Below are 11,995 nucleotides of genomic sequence, written 5' to 3'. Positions count from 1 at the left end.
CGGCCGAGCCCGGCGATCACGTGGATCACGTGGCTGGCCGGGTCCCGGTCCAGCACCTCGAGCATGGTGCGGTAGACGAACCCGGACCGACGGCCGCGGTGCGTGAGCAGGCAGAACCGGTGCCCGACCAGCGTGCCCAGCCCGAGGTCGTAGAACGGAACCGGGGCCTTGAAGGCGAGCCGGGCAGCACGGTTGAGGGTCGGCATACCGCCGAGCATAGGGACGGCGCAGGACCGGTCGGACGAGCTGCCACTGGCCGGGCACCCCCTGGTCGGGACGGCGTGGCTGCTGCACCAGCAGGGCCTCGACGTGCCGGTCCTGCGGCCGGCGGCGGGTGAGGTGCGCACGTGGGCCGAGGGACGGCATACGTGGATCAGCGCGCGGCCGGAGTGGGCGCTGGAGTTCGACCTGCACCAGCTGTCCGCACCGGCGGAGGTGGAGGCGCACCCCGGCGCGGGACCGGATGAGCACCTGCAGGTGTGGGCGTGGCAGGACGCGTCGGCGGGCAGGGTGCGGGCGCGTGTCTTCCCGACCCGCATGGGCATCGTCGAGGACGAGGCGACCGGGGCGGCGGCCATCCGGCTGGGCGCGCTCCTGCGACGGCCGTTGACCATTCGGCAGGGTGAGGCGTCGGAGATCCTCGTGCGCCCGGGTGACGACGACCGTCACGGCGTTTCTTGACTCGTTCCAGAGACCGTGGTCCTATGGCAGCGTGTCGTGGGGCCCGGTCTCGAACCGGCCGCATTCCTGCCCCGTCGAGGCGCAACAGGCGACCACCACGACGCGCTGTGCCGCGGCCGCGGTGACCTACGCACAGACCACCTCCCGCGCCGTGTCCTGTCACTCGGTGGTGAGATGGGTTACCAGCGATCGATCAGGATGAGGAGACGGATGTGACGACGACCGAGTTCGACTGGACCGGAGTGATCGACTACTCCAAGCGCACGGTGCTGGAGCCGCCGAAGACCCAGTACGAGCTGCCGGGGGTGACCACCGAGGACCACCTCGGGGTCCCGGCGGCGGTGGTGCCGCTGTGGCACGCGGTGGTGACGGCGAGGATCAATGTCCCGGCAGGTGACCACGCCGCTCTGGCGGAGGCGCAGCGTCGGTTGAACACCGCGCTGGAGGAGGTCGAGCGGGCCTACCCCCTGGGGCCGACCGGCCTCTTCGCGCAGATCTCCTACGGGTTGTCCTACTTCCACGACCACATCCCGAGCAAGCTCACCGACGAGCACATGCCCAAGTCGACGATGGCCGGCACCGAGGGACAGTGGGCCGTCGTCGACTCGATCCGGTTCGAGAAGGACCCCGAGGACCTCGTGCTCGAGCAGCACGACATCGCCTTCCACCTCAAGAGCGACTACAAGGACCACATCGACCGGGTCATCGATGCGCTGTTCAGTCCCGGGGAGCAGCTGTTGAACGGCATCCCGGCCGAGCGCGTCTACCTCGGTGACCTGTTCACCGTCACGACCACGCGGTACGGCTTCGCCGGCCACGGCATGCCGCGGATCATGGCCCAGCGCATGGGCATTCCCGGCGCCGACGACGTCCCGGCCGGAGCGATGCTGTTCATGGGCTTCACCTCCAGCCACGTGCACGGGCTCGCCCAGGGCAACCTCGCCAGCTTCGAGACCATCCCCGGCTACACCGACTGCGGGGTGGACGACTACTTCGCCGGCGGCACGTCGATGCACCTGTCGCACATCGCGATCAACCTCGACCAGTGGTACGCGATGGGGCACAAGGACCGGCTGCACCGCATGTTCAACTCCCGCCGCAACGAGGAGCCGGACGTGCTCTCCCCGGACCAGTCGCCGGCCACCTCGACGTTCGAGGAGCAGCGCGACAAGGATGCCGAGGGCAGCGGCGTTGTCGGGCACAACGCGCAGATGCAGTTCCTGTCGCGCGTCAAGGAGGACACCACGACCGCCTACGGCGAGAAGCTCGAGAAGGGCACGGTGTTCTTCCTGCGCCAGGACTTCGACACCGTCGAGAACCCGTTCCGCTTCTCGACGACCGACCGCATCGACTCGCGGGGACGCGCGGGCGTGCACTTCATCGGGTTCGGCCCCTCCGCGCAGCACTTCGAGAAGATGCGCAAGGAAATGGACGGGATGGACCTGCAGAAGCGCTACAACCTGCCGGAGGAGAACGCCGGCTTCACCAAGTTCCTCGTGACCACCCACCGGCAGAACATGGTGCTCCCGCCGCGGGCCCACCGCAGCTTCCCGCTGGCCGAGCTGCTCTGACGCTGGTCGAGTTGCTGTGACGCGGCCCCCGGGGATGACCTTTCCCGGGGGCCGTCGCTCTGTGGACAGCACACCCTCCGGCGACACCGGACGGAGGAGGGAGGACGGGGCATGAGACGCGTCGTCGTCGTCGCGACCGGCGGAACCATCGCCTCGAGCAGTCGCAACGGTGGCCCGGCCGTGGCCAGTCGGACCGTGGAGGAACTCGTCGCCGGGCTCGACGTTCCCGGGGTGGCGGTCGAGGGGCGGGACCTGCTGCGGCGAGGCTCCTACCTGTTCACCCACGCCGACCTGCGGACCATCTGCGACGCCGTCACCGAGGAACTGCAGCGCGACGACGTGGACGGTGTCGTCGTCACGCACGGCACCGACACGATGGAGGAGACCGCCTACCTCCTGGACCTCGTGCACGACGCCCCGCAGCCGGTCGTGCTCACCGGCGCGCAGAAGGCCGCCGACCGGCCCGACAGCGACGGGCCGTACAACCTCGCCGCTGCGGTGCGCGTCGCGGCCTCGCCGGACGCGCGAGGCTGTGGTGCGCTCGTCTGCTTCGGCGACCACATCTTCGCCCCGGCACGCCTGCGCAAGCACCACACCCTGGACCTCGAGCCGTTCCGGGCCAGTGACAGCGGACCGGTCGGGCGAGTCGTCGCGGGCGCTGCCCGCTTCACGGCCCGCCCGGTCCGGCCGGCGGCCCTGCCGCGGCCGGGGCCGGAGTTCGATCGCACCAGGGTCGATGTCGTCGCCCTCTACCCCGGGGCGGATGCGGTGCTCGCTGACGCGGCGGTGAGCGCGGGCGCGCAGGGCGTGGTGCTGGCGGGGACCGGTGCCGGCAACGGCAACCACGCGATCCGCGACTGGGTCCGCCGGGCCGCTGCGGCAGGCACCGTCATCGGGCTGTCCACCCGCGTGGCCGAGGGGCCGGTCGCCGAGATCTACGGCAATGGTGGAGCGGCCGACCTGGTGGCCAGCGGCGCACTCAGCCTGGGCGGGTTGCCGCTCTTCCACGGCCGCCTGCTGCTCGCGCTGCTGCTCTCGAGCGGCGACCCCGTGACCAAGGAGGTGCTGGAGCCCTACGTGTAGGTCCCGGGCGGGACGGCCCGGCAGCTGGAGCTCGAGCAGCCCTCAAGCAGCCGTCGAGCGGCCTCGAGCAACGAGAAGACTGGAGTGTGTTCGGCATGGCCAAAGAGATCTTCGTCGCCTTCGGCATCGACGTCGACGCCGTCGGGGGATGGTTGGGCTCCTACGGGGGAGAGGACTCTCCCGACGACATCTCGCGCGGGATGTTCGCGGGTGAAGTCGGCGTCCCGCGGCTGAACGCGTTGCTGGAGAAGTACGGACTTCCCGCCACGTGGTTCTGGCCCGGCCACTCGATCGAGACCTTTCCCGAGCAGTTCGACCTCGTCGTGTCCTCCGGCCACGAGATCGGAGCGCACGGCTACAGCCACGAGAACCCGATCGCGATGAGCCGCGAGCAGGAGTCAGCCGTCCTCGACCACTCCATCGAGCTCATCGAGAGCCGAACCGGCAAACGACCCACCGGCTATGTCGCTCCCTGGTGGGAGTTCTCCCCCATCACGAACGAGCTCCTGCTGGATCGGGGGATCAAGTACGACCACTCGCTGATGCATCGAGACTTCGAGCCGTACTACGTCCGCGTCGGAGACACGTGGACGAAGATCGACTACGGCAAACCCGCCGAGGAGTGGATGAAGCCCCTGGTCCGTGGTGAGGAGACGGACCTCGTCGAGATCCCCGCCAGCTGGTACCTCGACGACCTGCCGCCGATGCTGTTTGTCAAGACCAGTCCCAACAGCCACGGATTCGTCAGCCCCCGACACCTCGAGGAGACGTGGCGCGACCAGTTCGACTGGGTCTACCGCGAACTGGACTATGCGGTGTTCACCATGACGGTCCATCCCGACGTCTCGGGACGGCCGCAGGTCCTGCTCATGCTGGAGCGCCTGGTCGAGCACATCAACTCCCACGCGGGGGTGCGCTGGTCCACCTTCGACGCCATCGCGGATGACTTCACGGCCCGGCGACCTCGGCGCGGCTGACCGGCTCGGAACCGGGCGGGGCTGGGGCGGGAGGAGCGTCGGGCCGTGGCGATGTGCAACAGGGTGACGCCGATGGGCGACATCGTGGCGATCCCGTTGCGCGGCGCGTGGCTGGGTAACCGCGGGATCCTGCACGAGGGCACCGAGATTCGCCGCTTTCACGCCTCGAGCCTCTGGATCACCTGCCGGCTGCAGTTCCGTGGCCGGCACAGGGAGCAGTGGCAGCCGCACCACTACACGCAGCTGTACTTCCACGACGAGGCCGTGGCGCTCGGCGCGGGGCACCGACCCTGCGCGGAGTGCCGGCGCGGTGACTACACGGCATACCGTGAGGCGTGGGCGACCGGGCTGGGGGTCGAGGTCCCGTCGGCGACGCAGCTGGACCGGCAGCTGCACACCGAGCGACTCGTGCGGGGGACGCACCGCCGCCGGTTGCACCGGCTGCCGTGGCGGTCGCTGCCGGCCGGCGTGTTCGTGCTGCTGGAGGACGGACCCGCGCTGGTGCGCGACGACGCGGTGGTGCCGTGGACGACGTCCGGGTATGACGTGCCACGCGCGCGGCCGTCGCGCGGCGCCGTGGACCTCATCACCCCGCCGGCCAGCCTCGCCGCGATCGCCGCAGGGTATCCGGTCCAGGTGGACAGCGCTGCCCGGTGAGGGTGTAGGCGCTCGGGCCGGCTCAGATGCGGGGAGGCCGCTGCTCACGATCGCGTCCGCAAGTCGATCGGGGGCGCGCTTCCGGTGAGGAGGAACCCGCCGGCCGGCGCCTCGCTGTGGACCAGCCGCCGCACGGGGCCTGACACATGACACATGAGGGGGTCGTTTGCCACTCCTCGAGGAGGATGGTGCCCGTCGGTGCGTCCGCGAATGACGGGTCCGCTTCGCTCAAGGCGCGCTGCATCGAGCAGGTCATCGACGCTACTTCAGCACGTCGTGTGCACTACCTCTGGCGCGGGCGCTCAGCGGCGCGTCGCCGAGATCCGGAGGCGGACGTAGTCGATGACCGGCTCAGGCAACTCGGCCGCGACGGTGCGTACGAAGGCGGCGTGCTCGGACGGGTCGAGCTCCCTCAGGTGGGCGCCGAGCACGACGGTGGCGAGGTAGGTCTCGAGCTGCTCCCCACGGGACAGGACGGCGGGGTCGGGGACGAGCTCGACGTGGAGATCGGTGAATCCCGCTGCCGCCAAGGCGTCCTCGGTCTCCTCGACGCCGGCGAAGTTCCAGACACCGCCGCCGGTGACGTCCCACACCGGGCTGCCTCCGACCCCGGCCCGCCACAACGCAGCACGCACCCAGGCGATGTTGCCCCTGCCCCCGGCCTCGGCGACGAGTCGGCCACCGGGTCGCAGGACCCGGGCGACGTGTCGGAAGACCGCCGGGTGGTCCGGCACCCAGTGCAGTGTGGCGACGCTCATGGCGACGTCCACCGGCTCCGACAGGGGCAGCGGCTCCCGCAGGTCGGCGAGGACGACGGTCACGCGACCGCGCGCCTCCGAGTGCGCTGCCAGCTGCCGCCGGAGCTCCTCCAGCATTCGCTCCGACGCGTCGAGGGCGACGACGTGCCCCTCCGGCAGCAACGACAGGAGCCGCAACGTGTCCCGCCCCGGCCCGCAGCCGAGGTCGAGCACCCGCTCGGAGCCCGTGAGCCGCAGCTGGTCGATGACCCCGGCGCCCCACCGCTGGTGCGGCAGGTCCAGGGACGCATAGGTGTGGGCGTCCCACTCGTGTGGCGGCACGGCATACCTCCTGGGCGTCCTCCTCATCCTGCCGCAGCTTCCCGCACGAGCACACTTCGCCGGCCGTCGTCGGCCAGGCGAGCCGGGTGGTCGTCCTGAGCCCGTGCGGTGTCCGCTCGTGCTATGTCGCCTGTCGCGGCTGCTTCGGCTGCTTCGGCGGCAGCGACCGGGCACACGTGGTGCCCCGCTCCACCCACCGCCGCAGGTCGTCGTCGGCGTCGATGGCCTCCGCGTGCACGCGCAGCCACCCGTCCATCGTCCGGCCCCGCATCTCCATCCGTTGCACGTACGGCTCATCGACCCACTCCTCGGCATGGACCGGGTCGATGTGCACCAGCAAACCACCCTGACCGCTGGCGGCGACCGCCATGTTGCCGTGGAGGAGGAAGGCCAGGCCGCCGAACATGGGCTGCTCGGTCAGGCCCGGTTCGCCCCGGAGGGTCTCGCGGATCCGGTGGGCGAGCTCCTCGTCATACGCCACGGTGTCAGTATGATGCCGCGCACCGGACCAGCGGGAGCCCGGCTCGGCCTGCCAGCAGCAGGAGCGATCAGTCCGCCCGGGTCGCCGACGAGCTGCCCCCGCGGTCTGCTCAGGCGGCGGTCGGGTCCAACGCGAAGGCGATCGGCACCCCGGGGCGGTAGGGCAGGTGCAGGTACGAGGGAGCTGCCAGCACGGTCAGGTCTGCGCGGCTCCCGACACCGATCCAGCCGATGTCGTTGCGCCGCAATGCCTTCGCTGCACCGGCGGTCGCGGCCCGGAGCGCCTCGCCCGGGGTCAGGCCCATCTCGCGGACGGCGAGGGCGATGACGAGCGGCATCGAGGAGGAGTAGCAGGTGCCCGGGTTGCAGTCGGTCGCCAGCGCGATGCTCACCCCGGCGTCGATCAGCGCGCGCCCGTCCGGGTAGGGCGAACGGGTGGAGAACTCCACGCCCGGCAGCAGCGTCGCCACCGTCGTGTCGGCGGCTCCGACCAGTGCCTCGACGTCCCGGTCGCTGAGGTAGGTGCAGTGGTCGATGCTCGCCGCACCGAGCTCGACCGCGAGCTGCACACCCGGGCCGTGCCCGAGCTGGTTGCCGTGCAGGCGCAGCTCCAGGCCCTTCGCGCGGCCGGCCTGGAGCACGCGCCGGGACTCCTCCTCGGTGAAGGCGTGGGCGCTGTTCGGCTCGCAGAACACGTCGATCCACCGGGCGTGGGGCGCACACGCGTCGAGCATCGGGCCGGTGACCAGCCGGACATACGCGTCCCGGTCCTCGCGCGCCTCCGGCGGGACGACGTGGGCGCCGAGGAACGTGGTCTCCTCGGTGAACTCACGCGCGATCCGCAGGGCGCGGGCCTCGTTGTCGGTGTCGAGGCCGTAGCCGCTCTTGATCTCCACGGTCGTCGTGCCCTGGGCGCGCATCTCCTCGACCCGGTCGGCGACCAGCCGGCGCAGCTCGTCGTCGGTGGCCGCGCGGGTGGCCGCCATGGTGACGGCGATGCCACCCCCGTCGTACGGCTGACCCGTCATGCGGGCGGCGAACTCCGCGGACCGGTCGCCGGCGAAAACGAGGTGCGAGTGGCTGTCGACGAACCCCGGTATGACGGCCCGCCCCTCGACGTCCACCTTCCGATCCGCCTGAGGAGCCCTGCCCTCCGGGCCGACCCACTGAACGGTGGGGTGGTCACCGTCGTCGCTGATGACGACCGCGGCGTCGCGCAGCAGGCCGAGGCCCTCGCCCTGGTCGGCGCCCTCGAGGTGCGGGTCGTTGGTGACGAGCTCGGCGATGCCGCTGACGAGGGTGGTGGTCACTGGTCCTCCCACAGGGGGTCGATGGCGTCGGTCAGCAAGGCTCCCACGTCGCCGAGTGCGTGCCGGCCGCCGGTCACGACGGCGCGCCCGTCGACGACCACGGTGTCGACGTCGGCGGCGGTGGCGGCCAGCAGCACCTGCTCGGGGGCGGATCCGGCGGTGCGGGGTGTGTCCAGGCGGACCGCGACCAGGTCGGCGCGCGCGCCGGCCTCCAGGCGCCCGGCGTCCGTCCAACCCAGGCAGGCGTGGTCGGTCGCCGTTGCGAGCAGCTCATCGGGCCGGAACCGCCCGCGCTGCAACGTGTCCAGCCGCTCGTTCATCTCCAGGGCGCGGGCCTCCTCGAGCAGGTCGATGACGGCGTGCTGGTCCGAGCCGAGGGACAGCGGTGCGCCGGCGTCGAGGAGCCGGCGGGCGGGCCCGATGCCGTCGGCGAGGTCGCGCTCGGTGGTCGGGCAGAAGCAGGCGGTGGTGTGGCTGGTGCCGAGGGCCTCGATGTCGGCATCGGTGAGGTGGGTGGCGTGGACGGCGGTCGTGTGGGGTCCCAGCACGCCCTCGGCGTCGAGCAGGCCGGTGGGAGTGAGTCCGTAGAACGCCTGGCATGCCTCGTTCTCCGCCGGCTGCTCGGACAGGTGCACGTGGAGCGGGCGGCCGCCGTTGGTCGTGGCCACGGTGGCGAGGTGCTCACGGGGCACCGCGCGGACGGAGTGGATCGCCGCGCCGATGCGGGTGGTCGCGTCGTCGGCCAGGCGGGCCACACGCTCGGCCCACCGCTCGGCGTCGCCGTCACCGAAGCGCTGCTGCTCGGGCGACAGGGGAGCGTGCCCGTCGGCGGACAGGCCGCCGACGAGGTAGCAGGTGTCGAGCAGCGTGAGCCGGATCCCCGCCTCGCGCGCGGCCCGGCGCAGGGCCTCGCCCATGGCATTCGGGTCGTCGTACGGCGTGCCGTCCGGCTGGTGGTGGAGGTAGTGGAACTCGCCGACACAGGCGATGCCCGCCAGCGCCATCTCGGCGTAGGTCGCCCGGGCGAGCGCGAGGTAGCTGTCGGGCTCGAGGCGGCGCGCGACGGCATACATCCGCTCGCGCCACGTCCAGAAGGTGCCGCCCCGGTCGTGGGTGCGGCCGCGCAGCGCGCGGTGGAAGGCGTGGCTGTGCGCGTTGGCCAGGCCGGGGAGCACGACGCCGGGCAGCCGCTCGGCGCCGCCCGGCTCGGTGTCGGGCGTCACCGAGGCGAACCGTCCGTCCTCGACCTCGAAGGTCACGTCGCGGGCGAGTCCCGTGGGCAGCAGGGCGTAGGCCGCCCACCACCTCGTCGGTGTGTTGGGCTCCCGCTGCCGCTCCGCCACCCCCGCACTGACGACCTCGTCGGTGGCGTTTTGCGGCGGAAATTCGGCCGACACGCCACCGACGGGGTCGTCAGTCGGCGGATTGGTGGGGGTCGTGGGGCTCATCGCGCCAGGTCCTCGACCACGCGGGCGAGGGCGGCGACGCCGCGGTGGCAGTCCTCGGCTTCGGCGAACTCCTCGGGCGAGTGCGAGATGCCGGTCGGGTTGCGCACGAACAGCATCGCCGTCGGGACCCCGTGGTTGGCCAGCACCCCGGCGTCGTGGCCGGCGCCCGTGCCGAGCATGGGCACCTCGCCGCCGAGGGTGTCCCGGAGTCGGACGGCCAGCGTCTGGTCGAACCGGGTCGTGGTGGTCCACGACTCCTCGGTGACGGTGGCGCCGTAGGTCTCGGCCCGGGAGGACAGCTCGGCCACCACCGCCCGGACGTCGGACTCGACCGGGCCGCGGCTGTCCAGCCAGCCGGTGACGTGGCTGGGGATGGCGTTGACCCCACCCGGCTCGACGACGACCTTGCCGATGGTCGCAACGCAACCACGCTGTGCCGCAACGCTCCTGGCGGCGAGGACGGTGTCGGCGTAACCGAGCATCGCGTCCTGGCGGTCCTCCAGCCGGGTGGTGCCGGCGTGGTTCGCCGCGCCGGGGAAGTCGAACCGCCACCGGCCGTGCGGCCAGATGTCGGTGCCGACCGCCACCGGGTGGCCGAGGTCGATCAGGCCCCGGCCCTGCTCGACGTGCAGCTCGACGAAGCAGCCGATCCGGCGCAGCGTCTCCTCGTCCCGGCCCAGCGCCGACGGGTCGCGACCGGCGGAGCGCAGCGCCTCGGCCATCGAGACCCCGTCGGCATCGGTCAGCGACCGCGCCCGGTCGGCGCTCATCGCGCCGGTGATCACGCGGGAGCCGGCGCAGGCGACCCCGAACCGGGCGCCCTCCTCGTCGACGAAGTTGACCACGCCGATCGGCCGGGACGGGGCAAAGCCGTTCTCCCGCAACACATCGATCGCGACCAGGCCGCTGACGACCCCGAGCGGACCGTCGAACGCGCCGCCGTCGGGCACCGAGTCCAGGTGGGATCCGACCGCCACGCCGGGGCGGCCGGCAGCGGCAGCAGCATCAGGGTCGCCCCACCAGGCCCACTGGTTGCCCATCCGGTCCGTGGTGAGATCCAGCCCTCGCCGGGCGCACTCGGCGGCGAACCACTCGCGCAGGTCGTGGTCCTCCCCCGTCCAGGCGAAGCGGCGGTAGCCACCGGTCGAGGCCTCGAGACCCACCGGCTGCAGGTCCGCCCACATCGCGTCGAACGACGCCTGCGGCCCGGCAGCCAAGGGGAGGGAGGGCACGTCGGTGCGCTCCGGCATACCGCTCACTCGCCCTCGCGCATCGGCACCCGTACGCCGCGCTCCTGAGCGACCTGGTCGGCCAGCTCGTAGCCGGCGTCGACGTGGCGGATCACGCCCATGCCCGGGTCGTTGGTGAGGACGCGGGCGAGCTTCTGTGCGGCGAGCTCGGTGCCGTCGGCGACGGAGACCTGCCCGGCGTGGATGGAGCGGCCGATGCCGACGCCACCGCCGTGGTGCAGCGACACCCAGGTCGCGCCCGAGGAGGTGTTGATGAGGGCGTTGAGCAGCGGCCAGTCGGCGATGGCGTCGGAGCCGTCGGCCATCGCCTCGGTCTCCCGGTAGGGCGAGGCGACCGAGCCGCAGTCGAGGTGGTCCCGGCCGATGACGATCGGCGCCTCGAGCTCCCCGCTGGCGACCATCTCGTTGAACTTCAGGCCGGCCTTGTCGCGCTCGCCGTAGCCGAGCCAGCAGATCCGGGCCGGCAGACCCTCGAAGGCGACCTTCTCCCGCGCCCCGCGCAGCCACTTGTGCAGCTTCTCGTCCTCGGGGAACAGGTCCATGACGGCCTGGTCGGTCTTGTAGATGTCCTCCGGGTTGCCGGACAGCGCGGCCCAGCGGAACGGGCCTTTGCCCTCACAGAACAGGGGGCGGATGTAGGCGGGCACGAAGCCGGGGAAGGCGAAGGCCCGGTCGAACCCCCCCTTGCGGGCCTCGTCGCGGATGGAGTTGCCGTAGTCGAAGACCTCGGCACCCTTGTCCATGAAGCCGACCATGGCCTCGACGTGCTTGGCCATCGACGCGCGGGCCCGGTCGGTGAACTCGTCCGGCTTCTTGTCGGCGTAGTCGTGCCAGTCGCCCACGCCGATGCCCTCGGGCAGGTAGGACAGCGGGTCGTGCGCGCTGGTCTGGTCGGTGACGATGTCGATGTCGACGCCGCGACGCAGCAGCTCGGGGAAGACCTCGGCGGCATTGCCGACGACACCCACGGACAGGGCCCGCTTGTCCTTCTTGGCGGCCAGCACCCGCCCGATCGCGTCGTCCAGGTCGTCGGCGACCTCGTCGAGGTAGCGGTGGTCGACCCGGCGCTGCAGCCGCTTGCCGTCCACGTCGACGATGAGGCAGACGCCCTCGTTGAGGGTGACCGCCAGCGGTTGCGCCCCGCCCATGCCGCCGCAGCCGGCGGTCAGGGTGAGCGTGCCGGCCAGCGTGCCACCGAAGCGCTTCTCGGCGACCGCGGCGAAGGTCTCGTAGGTGCCCTGCAGGATGCCCTGCGTGCCGATGTAGATCCAGGAGCCTGCGGTCATCTGGCCGTACATCGTCAGGCCGAGGTGCTCCAGGCGGCGGAACTCCGGCCAGGTGGCCCAGTCGGGCACGAGGTTGGAGTTGGCGATGAGCACGCGCGGCGCCCACTCGTGGGTCCGCAGCACGCCGACGGGACGGCCGGACTGCACCAGCATCGTCTCGTCCGGCTCGAGGG

Annotated in this window: 11 protein-coding genes and 1 pseudogene; 5 read left to right on the top strand and 7 right to left on the bottom strand. The window is 71.8% G+C overall.

Annotated elements, in window-relative coordinates; all coding sequences use genetic code 11:
* Positions 1-206: pseudogene (locus VFL99_RS01825) on the bottom strand (hypothetical protein); the annotation flags it as partial.
* On the opposite strand from VFL99_RS01825, the gene VFL99_RS01820 reads away from it, so the two are divergent.
* From VFL99_RS01820 to VFL99_RS01800, 5 genes are all read left to right on the top strand, one after another.
* Positions 193-681: a hypothetical protein gene (locus VFL99_RS01820; RefSeq protein WP_325104613.1), complete on the top strand. Its 489-nt coding sequence runs from the start codon at positions 193-195 to the stop codon at positions 679-681. The pseudogene VFL99_RS01825 and the gene VFL99_RS01820 overlap by 14 nt on opposite strands.
* A 212-nt stretch (positions 682-893) precedes the next feature.
* A complete protein-coding gene (locus VFL99_RS01815) occupies positions 894-2,252 on the top strand; it encodes a DUF7405 family protein (RefSeq protein WP_325104612.1) in 1,359 nt (452 codons plus the stop codon).
* 111 nt (positions 2,253-2,363) lie between these two features.
* Positions 2,364-3,335 (top strand): asparaginase, encoded by a 972-nt coding sequence (locus VFL99_RS01810; protein ID WP_325104611.1) that lies wholly within the window; start codon positions 2,364-2,366, stop codon positions 3,333-3,335.
* 95 nt (positions 3,336-3,430) lie between these two features.
* Positions 3,431-4,312: a polysaccharide deacetylase family protein gene (locus tag VFL99_RS01805; protein ID WP_325104610.1), complete on the top strand. Its 882-nt coding sequence runs from the start codon at positions 3,431-3,433 to the stop codon at positions 4,310-4,312.
* 72 nt (positions 4,313-4,384) lie between these two features.
* Complete coding sequence (locus VFL99_RS01800; RefSeq protein ID WP_325104609.1) at positions 4,385-4,969, top strand: hypothetical protein; 585 nt, start codon at positions 4,385-4,387, stop codon at positions 4,967-4,969.
* Between the two features lie 302 nt (positions 4,970-5,271).
* Here the strand turns inward: VFL99_RS01800 and VFL99_RS01795 are convergent, their stop codons facing one another.
* From VFL99_RS01795 to hutU, 6 genes are all read right to left on the bottom strand, one after another.
* Positions 5,272-6,075 carry a class I SAM-dependent methyltransferase gene (locus VFL99_RS01795; protein WP_325104608.1) on the bottom strand — a complete coding sequence of 268 codons (804 nt, stop codon included), beginning with the start codon at positions 6,073-6,075 and terminating at the stop codon, positions 5,272-5,274.
* A 94-nt stretch (positions 6,076-6,169) separates the two neighbouring features.
* Complete coding sequence (locus VFL99_RS01790) at positions 6,170-6,529, bottom strand: TfoX/Sxy family protein (protein ID WP_325104607.1); 360 nt, start codon at positions 6,527-6,529, stop codon at positions 6,170-6,172.
* A gap of 109 nt (positions 6,530-6,638) precedes the next feature.
* Positions 6,639-7,838: an imidazolonepropionase gene (gene hutI, locus VFL99_RS01785; protein ID WP_325104606.1), complete on the bottom strand. Its 1,200-nt coding sequence runs from the start codon at positions 7,836-7,838 to the stop codon at positions 6,639-6,641.
* Positions 7,835-9,286, bottom strand: a complete 1,452-nt coding sequence (locus VFL99_RS01780) for a formimidoylglutamate deiminase (RefSeq protein WP_325104605.1) — start codon at positions 9,284-9,286, stop codon at positions 7,835-7,837. The genes hutI and VFL99_RS01780 overlap by 4 nt, the downstream gene beginning before the upstream one ends.
* Positions 9,283-10,536, bottom strand: coding sequence for an allantoate amidohydrolase (locus VFL99_RS01775; protein ID WP_325104604.1), 1,254 nt, complete (start codon positions 10,534-10,536; stop codon positions 9,283-9,285). The genes VFL99_RS01780 and VFL99_RS01775 overlap by 4 nt, the downstream gene beginning before the upstream one ends.
* Positions 10,537-10,541: 5 nt before the next feature.
* The coding region (gene hutU / locus VFL99_RS01770) for a urocanate hydratase (RefSeq protein WP_325104603.1) at positions 10,542-11,995 on the bottom strand (1,454 nt) is incomplete at its 5' end.

It is taken from the genome of Segeticoccus sp. (genome assembly GCF_035708005.1).
The sequence above is the reverse complement of the archived record's forward strand: the minus strand, read 5'-3'. Positions and strand labels throughout refer to the sequence as shown.